Genomic DNA, 21,588 nt, shown 5'->3' with positions numbered 1-21,588 from the left:
TAGGTGCCTTTTTTGTATCTACTGTATTTAACGGCTTAACTCACCGCGTAGGTTATCTTGCATCAAGTGACGAATCGTCTCTACTTCAAGCTTTTGACTAAATAGGTAGTGTAACTTGGTCAAACATGCTTCTAATGTCATATCGTAGCCACTGATCACGCCACAGTTTAATAAAGCATTACCGGTTGCATAACCGCCCATATTAACATGGCCTTTTAGACACTGTGTTAGGTTAACAATCACCATGCCACGTTTGCTTGCGTCATTAAGAATATCTAAAAATGCGGGATCTTGCGGGGCATTACCCACACCAAAGCTCAGTAAAACAAGTGCTTTGATATTGTCATTAACTAAGCTTTTCACCACCTCAGGACTGATCCCAGGATATAAGTAAAGTACACCAATAGGCTGTGGCGTGATATTCGATACCTGTAGTTCGTTATCAACGTAAGGGCTAAGTTGACCTTTGATTAGTTGAATATTAATTCCTGATAGTGCTAATGGTTCAAGGTTTGGTGATGCAAACGCATCAAAGCCATCAGCATGGGCTTTTGTCGCACGGTTACCACGGAATAATTGATTATTGAAAAACAGGCTTACTTCTGCAATTGGATAATTAGCGGCTAAATACATTGCATTCAGTAAGTTGACTTGGCCATCAGAACGAAGTTGCGACAAGGGAATTTGCGAGCCTGTCACAATCACAGGTTTCGTTAGGTTTTCGAACATGAAAGACAAAGCAGAAGCCGTGTAGGCCATGGTATCGGTGCCATGTAAAACCACAAAGCCATCATAGTCTTGGTATTTACTCTTAATATCGTCAGCAATTAATTGCCAGTGGGCAGGGGACATATCTGAAGAATCAATGAGTGGACAATATTCGTGAATATCAAACAAAGGCATTTCATCACGATTAAACTCTGCATTATTGACCACTGTTTCGGTTAAAAAACCCTCTGCCGGTACATAGCCGCGGCTCGATTTTTTCATACCGATGGTACCACCCGTATAGGCGATATATATACGTTTACGTTTCATAAAAAAAAGCCCAGTTAAATAACTGGGCTTAGTATACCTAAAATCGTTTAGCTAAGTAACTTATTGAATTACATTACACACTAAACAACGAGCGTAAACGCCTTGTGGATCGTTGTAATCTTTTAGGTTATCAATTTCACTACTTAACTGATTAATAAGGCTTTGTAAGTTAGCTTGTGTTGCTAGTACTGAGTGTGATGAATCAGACTTAGCAAAGAAACTCTTAACAGCCGCTGTGCCAAAGATATCTTGCAGCATTTGCTCTTGTGGTGTTAATGACTGTTTGATGGTCTTAACATCATAATGATTAAGTTTAGCAAGCTCAGCAGCAGCCTTAATTGCATCTTGCTTATCGCCAAGTTTATCAACTAAACCCAGTTCTTTTGCTTGAGTTGCAATCCATACACGGCCTTGGGCAATTTTATCCACTTGCTCAGGGGTCATGTTACGTGCTTCAGCTACGACATTTAAAAAGCGTTTATATGCATTTTCAACGCTCATTTGAATGATGTTTGACATCTTCTCATCTAGTGGACGTGCAATAGAGAAGCCAGCAAGGTCAGTTGTTGCAACACCGTCAGAGTAAATACCTAACTCAGCCATGGTGTTTTCAAACGTCATGAAAGTACCGAACACACCAATTGAACCTGTAATTGTGCTAGGGGCTGCCCAAATTTCATTGGCAGCTGATGCAATCCAATAACCACCTGACGCAGCTACTGAGCTCATTGATGCGATAACCGGTTTACCTGCTGCTTTAAGTGCTAATACTTCAGCACGAATAACTTCAGAGGCAAACATACTACCACCACCTGAATCGATACGAAGCACAACCGCTTTCACTTTATCATCAAGACGTGCTTTACGAAGTAGGGCAGCTGTAGAGTCACCACCGATTTCACCTGCTTTACGTTCGCCATCAACAATGGTGCCTTTAGCTACCACAACAGCTACTTTTTCAGTAATTGGGTTATCGAACTCAACAGGCGGTTTTACAAGTGATAAATACTCACGGAAGCTTACTTGTTTAAATGTTTTACCTGTTTCTTCAGCACCGACTAATTCAATAAGTTGCTGGCGAATTTGTTGCGATGTTTTTAAAGAATCAACCCATTGATTATTTAACGCGTACTGACCTGAGTTACCGTCAACTGCTTGCATTTTTGCAAGGTAAACATCCATATCTTCATCAAAATTGCTTTCATCGAATGGACGGCTCGCTGCAACGTCAGTTTTGTACTCGTTCCAAAGTGCAGTTAACCAAACGCTGTTCGCTTCTTTTGCCGCATCTGACATATCATTACGAATGAATGGTTCAACCGCTGATTTATAAGTTCCCACACGGAAAATATGTTGAGTCACTTTTAACTTTTCAAGCGCGTCTTTGAAGTACAGTGGGAACATACCATAGCCTTCAATGCTCACACCACCATATGGGTGCATAGACACTTCATTGGCATGGGCAGCAATATAATATTGTGCTTGTGTATAGTAGTAGCCCGTCGCAATAACTTGCTTGCCTGCATCTTTAAACGCATCAATTGCTTTAGTTATTTGTTTTAGCTTATTAATGTGCGCGCTTGGCATTTTTTGTAGGTCAAGAAGCATAACAGTGATGCGATCATCTTTAGTTGCTTCGTTGATCACTTCAATGACATCATCAAGAAGAATTTCTGATGGCGCTTCTTTGCCCATAGTTGCATCGTTGATGGCTGCTTCTACAGGATCAACATAGGTTTTTTCTTCAACAATAGGGCCATTTAAGTTTAGGCGTAGCACGGTTCCGTCTGCTACTTTTACTTGATCTTCTTCACCTGTTATGGCGACAAAGAAGAGTATTACTAGTAATAGAAATAATATGTTTAGGACCAAACGGCGGGAAAAATTAATCCCGGTCCAAATGCCTTTAAATATCTTTGCTAGCAAAATAAATCCTTAATTCAGTACAGCTTAGTAGTGAACTCATCTTAGCTTAGAATAACTTTAAAATTAACTGTTAAATAGTAACAGAGTGTTTAAAACGACAATTTGCTACAGATTAATTACGAGTGAAAAGTTGATTATTCTAAGTTATTGCCGCAGAATCTATTTCAAATAGAGGTTCGACCAGTTAACGGGGCACACAATGTTAGAACAAAAATTACAATTACCGCATACCGAACTTCGTAATCGTTTGGTTATGGGCTCAATGCATACCGGCTTAGAAGAAGGCTGGCATAACCGTAAACGCTTACGTGCATTCTACGAAGCACGTGCTAAAGGTGGCACGGGCTTAATTATTACAGGTGGCTACAGCCCAAATATTCGTGGCAAGTTATCTCCGTTCGCATCAACATTTAATTCTTTTTATGATGTGATCAAGCACAAAGCATATACAGATGCTGTGCATCAACATGGCGGAAAAATTTGCTTACAATTATTGCATGCAGGTCGCTACGCGTATCATCCATTCAATCAAGCACCAAGCTCGATTCAGGCTCCTATTAATCCATATAAACCTAAAGAAATGTCGTTAGGATCGATTAAAAAAACCATCAAAGACTTTGCAAACTCAGCAAAACTGGCTGAAAAAGCAGGCTATGACGGTGTTGAAATTATGGGTTCTGAAGGCTATTTGATTAATGAATTCATGGCTAACCACACCAATAAAAGAACAGACAACTATGGTGGTAGTCTAGAAAACCGTATGCGTTTGGCGGTAGATATTGTTAAAGCTGTACGCGCTAAAGTAAGTCAAAAGTTCATTATTATATTTCGTTTGTCTGTGATGGATTTAATTCCTAATGGATCAACACCTGATGAAGTAAGGCAACAAGCCCTGGCTCTTGAACAAGCTGGCGTTGATATCTTTAACACTGGTATCGGTTGGCACGAAGCTCGTGTACCAACCATTGCCAGTATGGTACCAGCAGGTGCCTTTAAAGAAGCATCAAAACGCTTAAAAGATACGGTATCAGTGCCAGTTATCGCGGTTAACCGTATTAACACTCCAGAAATTGCCAATGGAATTTTAGAAGCAGGCGAGTCTGATTTAATCTCAATGGCACGTCCTTTATTGGCTGATCCTGAGTTCTTTAATAAGTACGCGAATAATAAAGCTGAGCAAATTAATATTTGTATTGGCTGTAATCAGGGCTGCTTAGACCATGTATTTAAAAATAAACGTGCTACCTGTTTGGTTAACCCACAAGCTGCGTTTGAATTAGATTATAGCCTTGAAAAAGCACCATCTTCTCGATTAGTACTGGTTGTAGGTGCAGGCCCTGCAGGCCTTGCTGCAAGTTGTTACTTAGCAGCGAAAGGTCACAAAGTGACTTTAATTGAACGTAAAGAACAAATGGGTGGCCAATTTAATTTAGCCATGCAAGTACCGGGTAAAGAAGACTTTAACCATACCCTTAACTACTTTACTAATGAATTAAAGCGTTTAAATGTCGATTTACAGCTAGGCACTGAATTTACCGACAATATGCTTAATCAATACGATGATGTGGTGTTTGCAACAGGTGTGCGTCCGCGCGAAGCGAAAATCGAATGCAGTGATGGCAAACGAGTATTCGCTTACGATGAAGTCATTCGTGGTGAAGTAGAACTCGGTGAGAAAATTGCGATTTTAGGTGCCGGTGGTATCGGTTTTGATATGGTTGCCTTTTTAAGTGAACACAAAGGACAAACAATTGAGCAGTTCAAAACTCAATGGGGTATTGAATGCGAAGCCGCGCCCGAAAAAGACAATCGCCAAATTTACATGCTTAAGCGAAGTGCAGGGCGGTTTGGTAGTGAACTGGGTAAAACAACGGGGTGGATCCATCGTCAAGTTGCCAAACAGCACGGTGTTAAACAAATCGCTGAGTGTCAGTATCTAAGCTTTGATAAGCAAGGTTTGAAGATTACTGTAAAAGGTGAAGAGCAAATCCTCGATGTTGATACTGTGATTGCCTGTATTGGTCAGGTGTCTAATACTGAAACGTTCGACAATCAAACCGAAAACGCTAAAGTTCACGTGATTGGTGGCGCAAAACTAGCTGCTGCTATCGATGCTAAACGTGCGATCTTTGAAGCGCTACAAGTTGCTCGTAAAATTTAATTGAAAGTAAACTAGAAAACGTGCGGTCTGTGTGATTAATCTATTTAGTCACGAGACCGCTATGTTGAACACACACCTAATACCCCTTTACCAACGCATCTTAAATAAACTGCAGTTTCTAGATGGGCTTCCCAGCCTGTTAATTCGCTTGATCTTAGCCCCAGTGATGATCATTGCCGGCTTTAATAAACTAGCTTTGAGCGGTGATGTAACTCACATCTATCAATACTTTTTAGCGTCAGAAGATATTGTTGCTTGGTTCGGCAATAGTGAATGGGGTTTAGGCCTACCCATGCCCTCTGTATTAGCTTTTTTAGCTGCATGGACTGAGTTTTTAGGAGGGATCTTTATATTATTGGGTTTATTTACTCGTTTAACCGCAATTCCGTTGATGATCACTATGTTGGTTGCTGCGACGACCGTGCATGCTAGTAATGGCTGGTTTGCTGTAACACCCACAGATGCCAGCACGAGCCCTGCAAGAGTGCTGAATTGGCTTGCAATACCAGGAAGTGAAGCTAGTTTAGTTAATTCAAATGAAGCCAGTGAGCGATTAACGAAAATGCGTGAGTTGCTAGAAACACATGGTTATACAGAGTACCTCTATGCAAAAGGGAAACCAGTGATATTAAATAATGGTATTGAGTTTTCGGCTATCTATTTTGTGATGTTATTAAGTTTATTTTTTACAGGCGGTGGTCGTTTCGTCAGTATTGATTATTGGTTAACTAGAAAAGTATCGAATAGCTTTATTGCTCATAAAGATCAATGATAAGCTTGGGCTTTCTGCCCCTATTAATAAGGGGCGTCGTACTTAAGCATTTACGGAATATTCATGGACGCTTTAACGCTATTACAAACTCGACAATCAGATCCTCGCCTTATCGCACCAGGGCCTACAGCTGAACAACTTGACATAATTAAGCGTGCAGCCATTAAAGTACCCGATCATGGTTGTATTGCGCCTTGGCGTTTTATTGTGGTTGAAGGCGACGCACGTACTAAATTGGGTGAAATTTACCATCAAGCCGCTGTTGCTGAAAACCAAGATGATAGAACCATTGAGCGTGCTAAAGAGCTACCGCTGCGTTCACCTATGATGATCATTGCCATTGCGGATGTGAAAGAAAATCCAAAAGTGCCACGTATCGAACAGGTTCAAAGTGCGGGCTGTGCAGTACTCGCTATGCAACAAGCCGCATTTGCTCAAGGTTTAGGGGGAATTTGGCGCACAGGTTATTTTGCACAAAGCCCTGCTGTTAAAGCGGCACTTGGCTGTAAAGAAGACGATGAAATTGTAGGTTACCTCTATTTAGGTACGCCAGAAATTGACATTAAAAAACCTATTAGGCACAAACCTGAGTCGTTTTTTGAGAATTTATAAATAGTAGGAACTTTTATACAGTTAAGCAGTCAGACACTATTAAGCTTACTTATGTTAGTTTTTTCAGATTTAGCTTAGCTGTAAGAAGCGCACGGATGCAAAAAACGAAATAATTCTTCTTCAGTGTGTTTTTTAATCGGTTATTTTTTGTTAACGTATGGATGGTCTTAAAAAAATAACGATAAAGAAGACGAGAACAATGGGAAACTTATTTTTACGTGAAAAAGAAAATTGGTTCGCTTGGTCAGTTTGGGGCGTAATAGGCGCTGTAGTAACCTTCTTAGTTGCTATGTCTACGAAGCAACCTCATTACCTTGGCTTATCTGCTGTAGTAGTATTATTTCTACTTACATGGTGGATGCAAAGTACTAAACGATTCGATTTTGGCCGCGCTTTTAAAATTTGTTGCTACGTTTTAACGATCACCTGTTTACCCGCTTTCGCGTTAGTCATCATACCAAGTTACAATCTTAATAAAATTGATGTGATAGTGCAGGGCTCTGGATTTGCTTTAGTTAGTTTAATTGTTTGCTTAATTTGTTCATTAATTGCAAAACGGCCTAAACAGTATTACTGAAAATTACTTTTTTAAAGTTTTTTACAATTAAGACTTTACAACGAACGCGGTAAACACTATTATGCGCGCCGTACGGAGAGATGGCAGAGTGGTCGAATGCACCGGTCTTGAAAACCGGCAGGGGTTTGTAGCCCCTCTAGGGTTCAAATCCCTATCTCTCCACCATTATTTAAAAAACCGCCTAATTGGCGGTTTTTTGCTATCTGGAGATAAGTAATGTCTACAAGCGAGTCTTCTTCTACACAAATGCGCATAATTAAACATGTTTTGCTTTGGTGTATCTTTTCTTATTTTTATCACAGCGGCATTAATGTGCTTGTCGCTATGGCCCATGATGCGCAGCCCGACTACGGTTTATTGTCTTCGATTGCTTATGGTATCGGCTTTAATGTATTAGTCGGTCATTTGATCGGTAAGTATGATAAACATTGGCCATTAATTGCTGCTGCTGTTATTGCAACTGTGGGTCTTATTGCTGTGCCTTTAGTTATGTTCGGTAAAGAGGGGTTAATGAATGGGATTTTTATTGCCTCAATGATTGCCACACTACCTGTTTCTACATTTGTGATTGCTAAAATAAAGCAGCGAATTAGTGCAAACACTGAGCAAACGCAGTAAAACTAAGCGATATTCGTCGTTTTTTTATGTTAGTATGGGCACGTCTTTTAACTAAATAAACGTGAATTAAAAACATGTCAGATAATTTTACAACAGACGCTGAAAAAGCAAGTTACGGTATTGGTTTACAAATGGGTGAGCAATTAAAAGCAAATCCATTCGAAGGTTTAAACTTAAATTCTGTATTTGAAGGTATGAAAGACGCATACACTGGTAACGATTTCCAAGTTGAAATCCCAGCAATTCAAGCAGCTTTCGAGAAAATCAATGCTGAGATCCAAGCTCGTCGTGAAGAAGAAGCAAAAGTTCTTGCAGCTGAAGGTATCGCATTCTTAGAAGAAAACGCGAAGCGTCCAGAGATCACAGTTACTGAATCAGGTCTTCAATTTGAAGTATTAACTGCAGGTGAAGGTGAAAAACCAACTGCTGATTCAACTGTTCGTACGCACTACCACGGCACATTAATCAACGGCACTGTATTTGATAGCTCTTATGAGCGTGGTCAACCAGCTGAGTTCCCAGTAGGTGGCGTTATTAAAGGTTGGACTGAAGCACTTCAAATGATGGGCACTGGTTCAAAATGGCGTTTATACGTACCTCATGAGCTTGCTTACGGTGAGCGCGGTGCAGGTGCAGCAATCGCTCCTTTCTCAACGCTAATCTTTGACGTTGAGTTATTAGAAATTATCTAATCGATTTCTAATAGACATAAAAAAACCTGCTTAATGCAGGTTTTTTTATGTCTGAAGGAATAGCGAATTAGCTATTTGCTTCAGCGTATTCTTTACACGCAGCGGTGTCTTCGCATTCACCATAAAGGTAAAGAGAGTGGTTAGTAAGCTTGATGCCATTCTCTTTTGCGATTTCTTCTTGACGACGTTCAATTGTATCGTCTTCGAACTCAACAACTTTACCACATTTTAGGCACACTAAGTGGTCATGGTGAGTGCTACCAGATAATTCAAATACTGACTTGCCACCTTCGAAATGGTGACGAGAAACAATACCTGCATCATCAAATTGGTTAAGAACACGGTAGACAGTTGCAAGACCAATCTCTTCGCCTTTGTCTAAAAGAATTTTATAGACATCTTCAGCGCTGATGTGTTGGTTGTCCGGAGATTGTAGAATCTCTAAAATTTTAATACGTGGCAAGGTTACTTTTAACCCTGCTTTTTTTAATTCCAAGTTGTGATCAGTCATTCAATCTGTCTCAATTTTATTTAGTTATACTAGGCATCATAAAGATGCACACGACACATTAGCAACTATTAGAATAACGTGCCTAGTTATTAAGTGCAAAGAACAATTCGTTTAATTGCCGATTTTTCAGACAAATATGAACTGGTTGTGCATCTTTACATCAGCTAGTAAATGCGAGTAGTACTTGTTATTAATCAGCAAGTTCCGCTAAACACATTTCATCATAAACCTGAGCACACCAGTCTTTAACACGCTTTTCAGTCAATTCTGGTTGACGGTCCTCATCAATACCTAAACCAACAAAATGGCCGTCATCTACTAGTGCTTTTGACGCTTCAAAATCGTAGCCTTCAGTTGACCAATGACCCACTACAATTGCGCCACGCTCAGTAACGATATCGTTGATCATGCCCATTGCATCTAAGAAGTATTCTGCATAGTCTTCTTGGTCACCACAGCCGAAAATAGCAACTAGTTTACCTTCGAAGTCAACTTCTTCTAATTCAGGGAAGAAATCATCCCAGTCACATTGTGCTTCACCGTAGTACCAAGTTGGAATACCGAATAACAATAAATCGAATTCAGCAATCTCTTCTTTAGAACTCTTTGCAATGTCATGAACCGCTACAAGCTTTTTACCTAATTCTTTTTGAATCATTTTAGCTACGTGTTCAGTATTGCCTGTGTCGCTTCCGAAAAAAATACCTACGCTTGACATGGATTTAAAACCTTCTATCTATCAATAGCCAATCTTTCTTGTAAAATTGTTTCAATCAACGCGCTACGGCTAATATTCTGCGCATCTGCCATATCGCTTAACGCTTGATATAACTGTGATGAAACCTTAAATTCTACACGCTTTAAACCACGTGCTTTATCTCGCTTTATTTGATTACGTTTGTTTACTTTTAATTGCATATCGCGAGGTAGGGGATTTGTTTTCGGCCTACCTGGACGCTTTTCGTATTCAAATAAATCGGGTGTTGTTCTATCTGTTTCTGACTTTGCCATGTCTAGCCCACACCTGCGCCTTGCCAGAAGACTTGAATAAGTCCTTTCGCTATAAACCCAGAACAGCCTAAAAATAGCACTAACCAAACGATGTATCGGCCAAATCGTGGTACATCACCTTTTTTAAGGACGTCTTGAATTGCCATTCCAATAAAAAAGAAAATACCGGCTAAGCCAAAATACAACCCTAAGGTATCAAATTCGTTAATTAACTGACTGACCATCAACGTATAAACCTTTAAATTAAACGGCGCGTACTATAGCACACAAATTTGTAATAATTTAGTGCGCACGATCAAAAACAGCGAATTTTATCAGGCCTATTATTGCGCTAAAAAATCACTGATTGCTTTATTTACAGCAAGTGGTTTTTGCGCATGAAGCCAGTGACCTGCACCATGAATAATTTTTGCTTTCGCATTAGGAAATAACGCCATAATAGCAGGGCGGTGCTCTGCTAAAATATAGTCTGAATCATTACCTTTAACGAATAAAGTATCACATAAACAAGAATCATTTTCATCAACTTGCGCTAAAATATTTTCATATTGCTGGTATAAAACCGCTAAATTAAAGCGCCATTGATAGTGACCTTGCTCATTCTTGGCAAAGCTTTTTAATAAAAACTGACGGACACCCATTTCATCAATATGTTTGGCAAGAATTTCATCAGCTGCTTTTCTATCTGTGACATTCGATTGTGCAACTTCGTTAAGGCCTGCAAAAATAGCACTGTGCCTTGGGTTATTCGCAACAGGAGAGATGTCTAACACAACAAGTTTATCAATAAGCTGTGGGTGATTAAGAGCTAATTGCATGGCTACTTTGCCACCCATTGAGTGACCTATGATGTGCGCTTTACTAATATTGAGATGTTCAAGTAACTCACTGACATCTTTCGCCATAGTGTGATAATTCATCGTATCGCTGTGGAATGACTTACCATGATTGCGTAAATCGATATTTGTTACGCGGTAATTTTCAGATAAAGCTTTAGCAATAACATTGAGGTTTTCAAGCGAGCCAAACAAACCGTGGATCAATACAACGTCTGAACCTTGACCCATTTGTTGGTAGTTTAATAGCATTTTCAACTCCTAATTTTAATGGCAGTATTTTGCCTAGTGAAATTACAAATTGCAAAACATAGAGAATTGCTGCGAGCTTAGGTATAATCATTGAGAACTTTTAAAATGTGACCCGTAAAGACAGGAATAACATGAAAAAAATCGACATAGACGACGAGTTATATCAATACATCGCAAGTAACACGCAAAGTATTGGTGAAAGTGCATCAACCATTTTACGTCGTTTATTAAACCTCTCTGATGGCACTAATGCCCCAGTTGAAACAACGACTACCAAAACTGAACAAGAAACCCCAGTTGTTGAAGTACAAGAAGAAATAAAACAAGAATTAAGCCCGCAATCGAGCACTGAAGATACAGAACATGCAGTTGAGACTGTCACAGCACCGACACAAGTTAAAGGTAATGTGTTTAATGTTCTTAATAAAGAAGAGCTCGCAATGCAAAAAGGTGTTGTTGGTCGTTTCTTATTTATTCTTGCGGCTCTTTATAGAACGCATAAAACTGATTTTGCAAATGTGCTTGAGATTAAAGGCCGTGACCGTGTGTATTTTGCAACAAGTAAAGAAGCATTACTTGAAAGCGGTAGCAGCATGAATCCAAAAAATATCACTGATACAGAGTATTGGGTGATGACAAATTCAAACACAACCAGAAAGAAAATGATGCTTCACGAAGTAGCACTGTGCTTAGGTTACAGCGCAGATGAAGCAGAAAAAATACGTGATTACTTATAATCCATAAGGAAATAATATGGCGATTCATCCAGATGCAGGCAAGCCTGCACCGCAAGAAAGCTTAGTGAATGTACCAAAACTGATCTCAGCTTATTACTTAAATGAACCAGACCTAGAACAAAATCCAGAACATTGCGTTGCATTTGGTACGTCTGGCCATCGTGGTTGTTCGTTCGATGTAAAATTTAATGAATCGCATATTTTAGCGATCACGCAAGCAATTTGTGATTACCGTAAAGAAAACAATATTTTTGGCCCACTTTTCTTAGGTAAAGATACTCACGCGTTAAGTGAAGCAGCTTTTAATTCTGCAATTGAAGTACTTGTAGCGAACGAAGTACAAGTCATAGCACAAGAAAATGATGACTACACACCAACACCCGTGATCAGCCATGCTGTTGTTTGCCATAACAAAGCAAACCCAAATGAACTTGCTGATGGTATTGTGGTAACACCTTCACATAATCCACCAGAAGATGGCGGCTTTAAATATAATCCGCCAAATGGTGGTCCAGCTGATACTGATGTAACAAAGTGGATTGAAGACAGAGCAAACCAATTATTGTTAGAAGATTTGGTAGAAGTGGAGTTATTCCCTTATGCAAAAGCATCACGCTCTGGCTTTATTAAGTATCAAGATTTGATTACACCTTATGTTGATGATTTAGTTAATATCGTTAATTTAAAAGCGATTAGCGATGCAAAAATCAAAATTGGTGTGGATCCACTTGGTGGTTCAGGTATCAATTTCTGGCCAGTTATTGCAGAAAAATATAATTTAGACTTAACGGTCGTAAATAAGTCTGTTGATCCAACATTCTCGTTCATGCCTTTAGATAAAGATGGCAAAATCCGTATGGATTGTTCATCTCCTTATGCAATGACAAACCTTATTGCATTAAAAGATGACTACGATATTGGCATTGGCAACGACCCTGATTATGACCGTCACGGTATTGTTACGCCTGACGGTTTAATGAACCCAAATCACTTTTTAGCGGTCGCTATTGATTACTTACTAAATAACCGTGAATGGTCAAACGATGTTGCAATTGGTAAAACGCTCGTATCTAGCGGTATGATTGATAAAGTCGTTGCACGTAATAACCGCGAAGTAAAAGAAGTCCCAGTAGGCTTTAAGTGGTTTGTTGAAGGCTTAAGCAAAGGTACGCTTGCTTTCGGTGGTGAAGAAAGTGCAGGGGCGTCATTCTTACGCTTCGATGGTACAGTTTGGAACACAGATAAAGATGGCTTTATTTTAGGTCTACTTGCTGCTGAGATTTTAGCAGTAACGGGTAAAACACCGTCGCAGCTTTACAAAGAGCTTGAACAAGAGTTCGGTGCACCTATTTATAAACGTATTGATGCACCAGCGAATGCTGAGCAGAAATCACGTTTAAAAGCGTTATCAGCAGATGATGTGACTGCTAGCACGTTAGCAGGAGACGCTATTACACAAAAGCTGACTCATGCTCCGGGTAACAATGCTGCTATTGGTGGTTTAAAGGTTGTGACTGAAAATGGTTGGTTTGCAGCACGTCCATCAGGTACCGAAGACATCTATAAAATTTACCTTGAATCATTCAAAGGTGAAGAACATCTAGCATTATTAGAAAAAGAAGCAAAGAAACTGGTTGATTCAGTAATTAGCTAATTTTTTTCATCTATCAAAACGGCTGATATTATCAGCCGTTTTTGTATTCTACTCTCACGCATTTTTAGGATAGAACAATGAGCTATTCAACCCCTTCATATCTTGACGAATTAAAATCTACCGGCGACTTCTTAACACTCACTCGCAACAATGAATTTTCACTTGAGCCAACGTCATTCACCCTTGAAAATGGCACAGAGGTCACAATTCATGATACGGGTATCATTGAGTTTCAACCAACACAGCAAACAAACAAAGATATTGTGCTTTCAAGTGCTATCCATGGTAACGAAACTGCGCCAATTGAGATCTGCGATCAATTAATCAAGTCAATCATTACAAACGAACTTGAACTAAAGCAGCGTGTTTTGTTTATTTATGGTAATCCTAAATCAATTAATATCGGTAAACGTTTTGTCGATGAAAACTTAAACCGCTTGTTTAATGGTCATCATACTATAGAAGGTATTGCCTCAAACCCTGAGCGAGTGCGTGCAAAGCTACTTGAAGATGTGGTTGCTGATTTCTTTGCTAGAGGCAGCGAGGGGAGTGAGCGTTTTCATTATGATCTACATACGGCAATTCGTGGCTCTAAAAATGAAAAGTTCGCAGTGTATCCTTTTTTACATGGTAAACCATGGAAAAAATCACAACTGCAATTTCTACTTAGCTGTGGCGTAAATACAGTATTAATGATGAAATCTGCAGCTACCACCTTTAGTTACTACTCATCGTTTGTACATGGCGCTGATTCGTTTACTGTTGAACTAGGCCAAGTAAAGCCATTTGGTGAAAACGATATGTCACGATTTGAGAAAACCGAACAAACTTTAATTGCATTAATTAGCCAAGAATCGATTCAATACAAAGAATTCAATGCAGAAGACTTTGAGTTGTTTTCAGTTTATAGAACAATAAACCGTACTTCAGAAGATTTTAGCTTTCCATTTGCTGATGATGTCGAAAATTTCACCGGGTTTGCGAAGGGGGAATTATTAGCTGTAGATGGTCAGACCAGATATGAAGCGGATGTAGACGGTGAAGCAATTATCTTCCCAAACGCAGATGTGGCCTTGGGTCAGCGCGCTTTGCTTACCGTTATCCCAATGCAAGTTGATAGCAACTTTATTTAAAATCTCTGCATTAACACCCACCTAAATTAAGTTAACTGTATGACTTTTAAGGTTTTATTTTGTTGTATAGTTAACTTTCCATGCGTTTTTAGCCATTTAGCGCCTATTCGTCTATGATTAGTTGAATAACAACTTACGTTAACGTAAAGTGACGGCAGTTTAATTTAATTAGATTGAATATTGCGCAAACTTTATCCTTACAGCTTATGCTGATAAAAATACAAATAAGGGCAGTGGCGTAGGTTTCTGACAACGAAAGAAGGTAGGTTATGAGTAATCCAAATAACGTATCGCTAAACATTAATCATGAACTGTCATTTATTGATGGTCACGCATTAACGATCCCTACATTAAGCATTCTTAATGAGGAAGGCGACATCTACGAAGGTGCAACCGCACCTGATATCGACAAAGCAACAGCAATCCGTTTATACGAGACAATGCGTTTTATTCGTGCGCTGGATGAGCGTATGCAGGCTGCACAGCGTCAAGGTCGCGTAAGCTTTTACATGCAATGTTTAGGTGAAGAAGCGGCTGTAACTGCATCAGCAGCAGCCCTTGATCAAAACGACATGATCATGGCCCAATACCGTGAGCAAGCTGCTCTACGTTATCGTGGTTTTAGTCTTGACCAATTCATGAACCAAATGTTCTCAAATGAAAAAGATTTAGGTAAAGGCCGCCAAATGCCAATTCACTATGGCTCTCGCGAACTTAACTACATGACCATTTCATCACCGCTTGGTACACAAATTCCACAAGCAACAGGCTATGCGTACGGTCAAAAAGTACGTCATATCGATGCCCAAACTGGCGAGTTAAATAGCACAATTGATAACATCACTATTTGTTATTTCGGTGAAGGTGCTGCCTCTGAGGGTGATTTCCATGCTGGTTTAAATATGGCCGCAGTTCACGAAGCACCGGTTATCTTCTTTGCACGTAATAACGGCTATGCGATTTCAACACCTGCAGAAGAGCAGTTTAAAGGCGATGGTATTGCATCACGTGGTGTCGGTTATGGCATTAAAACAATCCGTGTTGATGGTGCTGATGCTCTTGCTGTGTATGCTGCAACCAAAAAAGCCCGTGAGATTGTTACCACTCAAGGTGAACCTGTTTTAATTGAATCAATTGCTTATCGTTTAGGTGCTCACTCTACAAGTGACGATCCAAGCGGTTACCGTAGTAAAGATGAAGAAGCGAAACATAAAGGCTGCCCAATCGAGCGTTTCCGCAAATGGTTATTAAAGCAAGGTTGGTTAGACGAGGCGCAAGACGCTAAAGATAAAGAAGCTATTCGTGAAGAGATCTTAGCGGCTCTTAAGCGTGCAGAGAAGGTTGCAAAACCTGCTTTAGAAGAGCTTATTTCTGACGTATACGATACGCCAATTCCATCACTGCAAAAACAATACGAACAATTAAAAGAGCATATTTTGCAGCATCCTGATGCTTATCCAACAACTGCAGGGAGATTAAAGTAATGGCTAAAATGAACATGCTTCATGCAATTAACTCTGCCCTTGATATCACCATGGCAGAGCATCCAAATGCCTGTATTTTTGGTGAAGATGTTGGTTATTTTGGTGGTGTATTCCGTGCTACATCAGGCTTACAAGAAAAATATGGTAAGCACCGTGTGTTCAATACACCATTAACAGAACAAGGTATTTTAGGTTTTGCCAATGGCTTAGCGGCATTTGGTGCGCCGGCATTAGCCGAAATTCAATTTGCAGATTATATTTTTCCTGCATTTGACCAAATCGTGAATGAATCAGCTAAATTCCGTTACCGTAGTGGTAATGAATTTAATGTTGGCAACCTAACAATTCGCACCCCTTACGGCGGTGGTATTGCGGGTGGTTTATATCACTCTCAATCACCAGAAGCTTATTTTGCTCATACACCGGGTTTGAAGTTGGTTGTACCGCGTAACCCGTATCAAGCAAAAGGCTTACTACGTGCTTCAATTAAAGACAATAACCCTGTTATTTTCTTTGAGCCGAAACGTTTATACCGTGCATCAACTGGCGAAGTACCAGAAGAAGATTACAGCATTGAGCTTGGTAAAGCTGAAATCGTACAAGAAGGCACTGATGTTACTTTACTTGCTTGGGGTGCGCAGATGGAAATCATCGAAGATGCCGCTAAAAAAGCAGCAGAGCAAGGTATTAGTTGTGAAGTAATCGACTTACGTACCATTTTACCGTGGGATGTTGAGACTATTGCTAAATCAGTGACCAAAACGGGTCGTTTAGTGGTTAGCCATGAGGCACCTATTACCAATGGTTTTGGTGCAGAAATCGTTGCAACAATTCAACAAGAGTGTTTCTTACACCTTGAATCGCCAATTGCTCGCGTGTGTGGTTTAGATACACCATACCCATTAGCACTTGAAAAAGAATATGTGCCGGATGCACTTAAAGTGCTTGCTGCGATTAAGCAATCAGTAGAGTTTTAGGAGTCAGTATGTCTAAAGATTTTATCTTGCCAGATATCGGCGAAGGCATCGTAGAGTGTGAAATTGTTGAATGGTTAGTGGCAGAGGGCGAGTCAGTAAAAGAAGATCAGCCTATTTGTGATGTTATGACCGACAAGGCGCTTGTGCAAATTCCTGCTGTTCATGATGGTGTGATCAGTAAGCTTTATTATGCAAAAGGTGATATTGCAAAAGTTCATGCGCCACTATTTGCGATGGATGTTGATGGCGAAGCACCAACACAAAGTGAACAAATGCAAGCTCCAGCAGTTACAACAGGGTCGGCTGAACACTTAGAAGACTTTATTTTACCAGATATCGGTGAAGGTATTGTTGAGTGTGAAATTGTTGAGTGGTTAGTTAGTGAAGGCGACGAAATCGTTGAAGACCAAGCTGTGTGTGATGTAATGACAGACAAAGCATTGGTACAAATTCCGGCTAAATACACAGGTAAAGTAGAAAAGCTTTATTATCAAAAAGGCGATATTGCAGCGGTTCACAGCCCATTATTCCAAATGAGCATTGCCGGCCAAAGCGCAGAGCCAGATGTAAGCTCAGCGGTAGTTAAAGCACAAACAAATGCAGCGACTAAACCTGCACAGAAGCCTGCGGCTTCAACAAACTCTAGCAAACAACTTAATAAGAAAGCAGTTGCTTCACCGGCTGTTCGTCGTAAAGCCCGCGAACTTGATGTTGATTTAACGCAAGTACCAGGGTCTGGTAAAAATGGCCGTATTTACAAACAAGATATCGAAGATTTCTTGAATGAAACGCCAAGCCAAGCAGCATCACAACAAGCTGCGCCAAAAGCGGCAGAGCCTGTATCAACTACAGCGTCTGCTGGTGGTCGTCGTGTTGAGCCAATTAAAGGCATTAAAGCGGCAATGGCGAAGCAAATGGTTGCCTCAGTTTCTACAATTCCTCACTTTACTTTCTGTGATGAAATTGACCTAACTAAACTGATTGCAATGCGAAGTGAGCTAAAAGAGCAGTACAAGCAACAGGGCGTTAAGCTCACGATGATGCCGTTCTTTATCAAAGCACTGTCGTTAGCGATTAAGCAATTCCCAGTACTTAACTCGCAAGTGAATGATGATTGTAGCGAGCTGACTTACTTTGTTGATCATAACATCGGTATGGCCGTTGATTCTAAGATTGGTTTACTCGTACCAAACATTAAATCATGTCAATCTAAGAGCATTGTCGATGTTGCTAACGAAGTTACCCGCTTAACTGAAGCGGCACGTGATGGTCGTGTTTCACCAGATGATTTGAAAGGCGGCACTATTAGCATTTCTAACATCGGTGCGATTGGTGGCACAATTGCAACCCCGATCATCAATAAACCTGAAGTAGCGATTGTTGCTTTAGGTAAGCTGCAACATTTACCTCGCTTTGATGCGCAAGGTAATGTGATTTCAGCAGCAATTATGCAAGTGAGTTGGTCTGGTGACCACCGTGTGATTGATGGCGGAACAATTGCTCGCTTTAACAACTTGTGGAAGTCTTATTTAGAAGATCCTGCAAAAATGATGATGGCGATGAGCTAAATCAGTAAGCATTAAAAACCAGCCTCGGCTGGTTTTTTTAATGCTACGGATTATATGCCGTAAAAATACAGCCCATAACCGAGTAACAGCGCAGGTATTGTTGAATACACTGTCGCCATTAGTGCAGCTTTTGGTGCTAAGGCGATAGCTGGGAATAGGGCATCGCCATCATTTGAAATTGCATTGGCTGCCATCGCACTAAATGGAATAATACCTTGTATATACAGTGTCATTACAACGATTTGTGGCCCGCAGCCAGGTAATAAGCCAATAGCCACAGCCACCAGCGGTGCCAGATAAGCATACTCAGAAAACCAGGCAGTTAAATCAACGCCAACTAGATTAACGAGAATTTCGAACAGCATAAAACTGGCAACAACCCAAGCTGTGACAAAGTGCGTGTCCATTAACACTTTCGTGAGTTTAGAAGGAGGTGTGCAAGGCGCTTCTTCACTGGTTACTTGCTTATAGCTGCTGCCATTTGATGAAAGTGCCCATACAACCACAGTAAATAACGCCATGATTGAGCCAAACAGGGTGATGCCAGTGTTAACGCTATGACTAAATGCGCTCAGGTCAGAGTTGGTCGCTATGACAGAAGCAATAATTAAGCTTGGTACTAAGGTAAATTTCCAAATAGGTCGGCTAAACTTCAAAGCGCTTGGTTGGCATTGTGGCTGCTCGCTGTATTCACCTGCTTCATCAGGTTGAAATTGATTGGGGTTATGAAAGGTATTAACTATCTGACCGCTAATAATACCCACAGCAACACCGATTAACATCATTAATAAACCATCAAGCGGGCGGGTTGCTAAAAGTAAAAATGCGGCATCGCCCATGGTTGCTGTTAATACGGCAACAACAGAGCCAAAGCTAGCTTGTTTTTTGGTAAATTGGGTTACAACGATTATCGCACCCCCACAGCCAGGTAAAGCACCTAAAATAGACGCAAAGCCCACCTCTAAAATGCCTGATTTAGCGCGTAAATAGCTAAGCTGCAATTGAGGAAGTCGATCAATAAGGTAGTAATAGATTAATAAGGTGGCTGCAACAAACACAGATACTTGAAAAAAAGCATCACTTAATGCTTGTAGGGTAAACTCTCGGGTTGCAGGTATTGCTAGGGCTATTAGCAATAAAAGAGGTAAAAATAAGCGTTTATTGTCCGTAATATAACACCTCGCTTTGTGTGGAAAAAACCTCGTTTGTGTCAATGAAAGCATACAGTGCAACCTATCAATTAATCAGGTTACACTGTATTATTAAATTAAATGAAAATCAATCTCGTTTGTGTTTATTTGCGTTGAAACTCTGAAGTCGCATTCCAAGTCGGCCATTCTTTACGTTCAGAGATATCAAAACCTACTTGATAGAATAACTGAAGGTCCTGAACGGCACCTGATAAATCCCACTCATCGCGGTAACGGTCACATGGCTGGTGGTAACAACCACGAAGCACTAGGCTCATACGCTTACGGTAATTTGCCGTTTCTTCATCAAGAGCTTCACTACCACCACCGGCATACATTGCTGGGACACCCATGTTTGCAAATGCAAAGTGATCAGAGCGGTAGTAACCACCTGAAGACGGTTTAGGATCGCCAGATACTGTACGGCCTTGTGCTTTTGCAGCTGTTTCTAGCAGGCTATCCATTTCTGATTTACCAATACCAACAACACTGATGTCTTTTACCTTACCTAATAGGTTTAAGCTATCCATATTGATGTTAGCAACAGTTTGCGACGCAGGGATCACTGGGTGTGCAGCGTAATACTTTGAGCCAAGTAGCCCTTGCTCTTCTGCAGTAACAGCTAAGAATGTCATTGAGCGACTAGGGTGCTCAGGTAAAGTAGCAAATGCTTCTGCAACTTCAATTAAACCCGCTGTGCCTGTCGCATTATCGTGGGCACCATTATAGATTTGGTCGCCTTTACGGGTTTTATCAGTACCAAGGTGATCCCAGTGAGCAGAGTAAATGATGTGCTCATTAGGCTTTTCGCTACCCGGTAACGACGCGATAAAGTTATACGAAATTGATTTTTTGATTGTGTTGTTTACTTCAACGCTCGCAGTTAGGTCGCCCATATCAACATGGTAAGCGCCTTTTGCCGCATTAGCTTTCATGGTATCGAAATCTAAGCCTGCTTTTGTGAAAAGCTCTTTAGCAACATCAGTTGTTACCCAGCCTTCAACAGCAACGCGATCCATGTTGTTATTTTCTTTTTGGAAACCAAATTGCTCACCGCTCCATGAGTTTTCAACTACAGACCATGGATAAGAAGCCGGTGCTGTTTCGTGGATGATAATCGCACCTGCTGCACCTTGACGGCTTGCTTCTTCATATTTGTATGTCCAACGACCGTAATAGGTCATGGCATCGCCCGTGAATAAATCAGGGTTTTTAGTTGCAAAACCCGGATCGTTTACCAGCATCACAACAGTTTTGCCTTTGACGTCTAAACCTTCGTAGTCGTTCCAGTTGTACTCTGGTGCATTAACACCGTAGCCAACGAATACTAATTCAGAATCTTTAATACTTTGTTTTGCACTAATACGGCTGCTACCCATTACCATGTCTTTTTTGTATTGGTAGTCTTTACCGCCAATGCTAAGAACCATGTTTGAGTCTGCTTCAAGTGAAACAAGCGGTACTTCTTGTAAAAAGCTATCACCGTTACCCGGTTCGAAACCAAGTGCTTTAAATTGCTCTGTTAAATAGGCAAGCGTGAGCTCTTCACCTTTAGATGATGGTGCACGACCACCGAACTCGTCAGATGCAAGCACTTTAATGTGCTCTGCAAGTTGCTCTGCGTTAATGCTTTGATAGGCTTTTTCGACATCACTTGATGTGATACTTGTTGAAGCACAGCCAGCAAGAATGGCACTTGCAAGTACTGTGAGTGGAAAATAGCGTTTCATAATAGCTCTTTTTTTGTTTTATGGTGGCATTAGTATATGAGGTTCTATTAATGAGAACCAGTTTTTACGGTAAACTACCCACAATACATCAAGAAGTTAAAAATTAAGC

At 40.4% G+C, this 21,588-nt stretch carries 21 protein-coding genes and 1 tRNA gene; 13 read left to right on the top strand and 9 right to left on the bottom strand.

All coding sequences use genetic code 11. The features are described from left to right. Window positions 1-27 precede the first annotated feature (27 nt). Window positions 28-1,038, bottom strand: a complete 1,011-nt coding sequence (ansA, locus tag C2M33_RS07800) for an asparaginase (protein WP_063705045.1) — start codon at window positions 1,036-1,038, stop codon at window positions 28-30. Window positions 1,039-1,098: 60 nt separating this feature from the next. Continuing rightward, window positions 1,099-2,964 carry a signal peptide peptidase SppA gene (gene sppA, locus C2M33_RS07795; protein WP_105174175.1) on the bottom strand — a complete coding sequence of 622 codons (1,866 nt, stop codon included), beginning with the start codon at window positions 2,962-2,964 and terminating at the stop codon, window positions 1,099-1,101. A 199-nt stretch (window positions 2,965-3,163) separates the two neighbouring features. Here sppA and C2M33_RS07790 point away from each other — a divergent pair, with 199 nt between their 5' ends. The 7 genes from C2M33_RS07790 (at window position 3,164) to C2M33_RS07760 (ending at window position 8,396) form a co-directional block, all read left to right on the top strand. Further along, on the top strand, window positions 3,164-5,125 hold the full coding sequence (locus C2M33_RS07790; protein ID WP_105174174.1) for an oxidoreductase: 1,962 nt from the start codon (window positions 3,164-3,166) through the stop codon (window positions 5,123-5,125). Window positions 5,126-5,186: 61 nt separating this feature from the next. Beyond that, window positions 5,187-5,897: an HvfX family Cu-binding RiPP maturation protein gene (locus C2M33_RS07785; protein ID WP_105174173.1), complete on the top strand. Its 711-nt coding sequence runs from the start codon at window positions 5,187-5,189 to the stop codon at window positions 5,895-5,897. A 63-nt stretch (window positions 5,898-5,960) separates the two neighbouring features. Further along, window positions 5,961-6,509 carry an NAD(P)H nitroreductase gene (locus C2M33_RS07780; protein ID WP_105174172.1) on the top strand — a complete coding sequence of 183 codons (549 nt, stop codon included), beginning with the start codon at window positions 5,961-5,963 and terminating at the stop codon, window positions 6,507-6,509. Window positions 6,510-6,708: 199 nt separating this feature from the next. Then, window positions 6,709-7,086 (top strand): hypothetical protein, encoded by a 378-nt coding sequence (locus tag C2M33_RS07775; RefSeq protein ID WP_063705056.1) that lies wholly within the window; start codon window positions 6,709-6,711, stop codon window positions 7,084-7,086. Between the two features lie 74 nt (window positions 7,087-7,160). After that, a tRNA-Ser gene (locus C2M33_RS07770) sits at window positions 7,161-7,251 on the top strand. A gap of 51 nt (window positions 7,252-7,302) precedes the next feature. Next, window positions 7,303-7,704 (top strand): hypothetical protein, encoded by a 402-nt coding sequence (locus C2M33_RS07765; protein ID WP_105174171.1) that lies wholly within the window; start codon window positions 7,303-7,305, stop codon window positions 7,702-7,704. 74 nt (window positions 7,705-7,778) lie between these two features. Further along, entirely contained in the window at window positions 7,779-8,396 is a 618-nt protein-coding gene (locus C2M33_RS07760) for an FKBP-type peptidyl-prolyl cis-trans isomerase (protein ID WP_063705059.1), read from the top strand. Window positions 8,397-8,463: 67 nt separating this feature from the next. Here the strand turns inward: C2M33_RS07760 and fur are convergent, their stop codons facing one another. From fur to C2M33_RS07735, 5 genes are all read right to left on the bottom strand, one after another. Continuing rightward, entirely contained in the window at window positions 8,464-8,907 is a 444-nt protein-coding gene (gene fur / locus C2M33_RS07755) for a ferric iron uptake transcriptional regulator (protein ID WP_063705061.1), read from the bottom strand. 190 nt (window positions 8,908-9,097) lie between these two features. Beyond that, on the bottom strand, window positions 9,098-9,625 hold the full coding sequence (gene fldA / locus C2M33_RS07750; RefSeq protein ID WP_063705064.1) for a flavodoxin FldA: 528 nt from the start codon (window positions 9,623-9,625) through the stop codon (window positions 9,098-9,100). Window positions 9,626-9,639: 14 nt separating this feature from the next. Then, window positions 9,640-9,918, bottom strand: a complete 279-nt coding sequence (gene ybfE, locus C2M33_RS07745) for a LexA regulated protein (protein ID WP_004586673.1) — start codon at window positions 9,916-9,918, stop codon at window positions 9,640-9,642. 2 nt (window positions 9,919-9,920) lie between these two features. After that, the gene (locus C2M33_RS07740) at window positions 9,921-10,142 is read right to left on the bottom strand and encodes a DUF2788 domain-containing protein (RefSeq protein ID WP_036968243.1); all 222 of its coding nucleotides are present in this window, start codon (window positions 10,140-10,142) and stop codon (window positions 9,921-9,923) included. Between the two features lie 99 nt (window positions 10,143-10,241). Then, on the bottom strand, window positions 10,242-11,006 hold the full coding sequence (locus C2M33_RS07735; RefSeq protein ID WP_063705066.1) for an alpha/beta fold hydrolase: 765 nt from the start codon (window positions 11,004-11,006) through the stop codon (window positions 10,242-10,244). Window positions 11,007-11,137: 131 nt separating this feature from the next. Between C2M33_RS07735 and seqA the strand changes: the two genes are divergently transcribed. The 6 genes from seqA (at window position 11,138) to C2M33_RS07705 (ending at window position 18,559) form a co-directional block, all read left to right on the top strand. Beyond that, window positions 11,138-11,743: a replication initiation negative regulator SeqA gene (seqA, locus tag C2M33_RS07730; protein ID WP_063705069.1), complete on the top strand. Its 606-nt coding sequence runs from the start codon at window positions 11,138-11,140 to the stop codon at window positions 11,741-11,743. A 16-nt stretch (window positions 11,744-11,759) separates the two neighbouring features. Next, window positions 11,760-13,397, top strand: a complete 1,638-nt coding sequence (gene pgm / locus C2M33_RS07725; protein WP_063705070.1) for a phosphoglucomutase (alpha-D-glucose-1,6-bisphosphate-dependent) — start codon at window positions 11,760-11,762, stop codon at window positions 13,395-13,397. 77 nt (window positions 13,398-13,474) lie between these two features. Next, window positions 13,475-14,530 carry a succinylglutamate desuccinylase gene (gene astE / locus C2M33_RS07720; protein WP_105174170.1) on the top strand — a complete coding sequence of 352 codons (1,056 nt, stop codon included), beginning with the start codon at window positions 13,475-13,477 and terminating at the stop codon, window positions 14,528-14,530. Between the two features lie 269 nt (window positions 14,531-14,799). Next, entirely contained in the window at window positions 14,800-16,014 is a 1,215-nt protein-coding gene (locus C2M33_RS07715; protein WP_063705072.1) for a thiamine pyrophosphate-dependent dehydrogenase E1 component subunit alpha, read from the top strand. Then, window positions 16,014-16,991 (top strand): alpha-ketoacid dehydrogenase subunit beta, encoded by a 978-nt coding sequence (locus C2M33_RS07710; protein WP_063705073.1) that lies wholly within the window; start codon window positions 16,014-16,016, stop codon window positions 16,989-16,991. The genes C2M33_RS07715 and C2M33_RS07710 overlap by 1 nt, the downstream gene beginning before the upstream one ends. 8 nt (window positions 16,992-16,999) lie before the next feature. Then, window positions 17,000-18,559 (top strand): dihydrolipoyllysine-residue acetyltransferase, encoded by a 1,560-nt coding sequence (locus C2M33_RS07705; RefSeq protein ID WP_105174169.1) that lies wholly within the window; start codon window positions 17,000-17,002, stop codon window positions 18,557-18,559. A 50-nt stretch (window positions 18,560-18,609) separates the two neighbouring features. On the opposite strand, the gene C2M33_RS07700 is transcribed toward C2M33_RS07705, so the two are convergent. Beyond that, window positions 18,610-19,782 (bottom strand): putative manganese transporter, encoded by a 1,173-nt coding sequence (locus C2M33_RS07700; RefSeq protein WP_105174168.1) that lies wholly within the window; start codon window positions 19,780-19,782, stop codon window positions 18,610-18,612. Window positions 19,783-19,853: 71 nt separating this feature from the next. Then, window positions 19,854-21,479 (bottom strand): M28 family metallopeptidase, encoded by a 1,626-nt coding sequence (locus tag C2M33_RS07695; RefSeq protein ID WP_105174167.1) that lies wholly within the window; start codon window positions 21,477-21,479, stop codon window positions 19,854-19,856. Between the last annotated feature and the right edge of the window lie 109 nt (window positions 21,480-21,588).

It is taken from the genome of Pseudoalteromonas sp. T1lg122 (assembly GCF_002964825.1).
In the GTDB taxonomy this organism is placed as follows: Bacteria; Pseudomonadota; Gammaproteobacteria; order Enterobacterales; family Alteromonadaceae; genus Pseudoalteromonas; species Pseudoalteromonas gelatinilytica.
Note: the sequence above shows the minus strand (reverse complement) of the source record. Positions and strands in the feature narration are given on the sequence as shown.

Excerpts from the sequence above, each read along its gene's own strand:
- C2M33_RS07705 (WP_105174169.1), top strand. The coding sequence starts at position 17,000 with ATGTCTAAAGATTTTATCTTGCCAGATATCGGCGAAGGCATCGTAGAG.
- C2M33_RS07740 (WP_036968243.1), bottom strand. The coding sequence starts at position 10,142 with ATGGTCAGTCAGTTAATTAACGAATTTGATACCTTAGGGTTGTATTTT.
- fldA (WP_063705064.1), bottom strand. The coding sequence starts at position 9,625 with ATGTCAAGCGTAGGTATTTTTTTCGGAAGCGACACAGGCAATACTGAA.
- C2M33_RS07715 (WP_063705072.1), top strand. The coding sequence starts at position 14,800 with ATGAGTAATCCAAATAACGTATCGCTAAACATTAATCATGAACTGTCA.
- C2M33_RS07765 (WP_105174171.1), top strand. The coding sequence starts at position 7,303 with ATGTCTACAAGCGAGTCTTCTTCTACACAAATGCGCATAATTAAACAT.
- ybfE (WP_004586673.1), bottom strand. The coding sequence starts at position 9,918 with ATGGCAAAGTCAGAAACAGATAGAACAACACCCGATTTATTTGAATAC.
- C2M33_RS07735 (WP_063705066.1), bottom strand. The coding sequence starts at position 11,006 with ATGCTATTAAACTACCAACAAATGGGTCAAGGTTCAGACGTTGTATTG.
- C2M33_RS07760 (WP_063705059.1), top strand. The coding sequence starts at position 7,779 with ATGTCAGATAATTTTACAACAGACGCTGAAAAAGCAAGTTACGGTATT.
- C2M33_RS07710 (WP_063705073.1), top strand. The coding sequence starts at position 16,014 with ATGGCTAAAATGAACATGCTTCATGCAATTAACTCTGCCCTTGATATC.
- fur (WP_063705061.1), bottom strand. The coding sequence starts at position 8,907 with ATGACTGATCACAACTTGGAATTAAAAAAAGCAGGGTTAAAAGTAACC.
- seqA (WP_063705069.1), top strand. The coding sequence starts at position 11,138 with ATGAAAAAAATCGACATAGACGACGAGTTATATCAATACATCGCAAGT.
- pgm (WP_063705070.1), top strand. The coding sequence starts at position 11,760 with ATGGCGATTCATCCAGATGCAGGCAAGCCTGCACCGCAAGAAAGCTTA.
- C2M33_RS07780 (WP_105174172.1), top strand. The coding sequence starts at position 5,961 with ATGGACGCTTTAACGCTATTACAAACTCGACAATCAGATCCTCGCCTT.
- C2M33_RS07700 (WP_105174168.1), bottom strand. The coding sequence starts at position 19,782 with ATGCTTTCATTGACACAAACGAGGTTTTTTCCACACAAAGCGAGGTGT.
- C2M33_RS07695 (WP_105174167.1), bottom strand. The coding sequence starts at position 21,479 with ATGAAACGCTATTTTCCACTCACAGTACTTGCAAGTGCCATTCTTGCT.
- C2M33_RS07775 (WP_063705056.1), top strand. The coding sequence starts at position 6,709 with ATGGGAAACTTATTTTTACGTGAAAAAGAAAATTGGTTCGCTTGGTCA.
- ansA (WP_063705045.1), bottom strand. The coding sequence starts at position 1,038 with ATGAAACGTAAACGTATATATATCGCCTATACGGGTGGTACCATCGGT.
- astE (WP_105174170.1), top strand. The coding sequence starts at position 13,475 with ATGAGCTATTCAACCCCTTCATATCTTGACGAATTAAAATCTACCGGC.
- C2M33_RS07790 (WP_105174174.1), top strand. The coding sequence starts at position 3,164 with ATGTTAGAACAAAAATTACAATTACCGCATACCGAACTTCGTAATCGT.
- C2M33_RS07785 (WP_105174173.1), top strand. The coding sequence starts at position 5,187 with ATGTTGAACACACACCTAATACCCCTTTACCAACGCATCTTAAATAAA.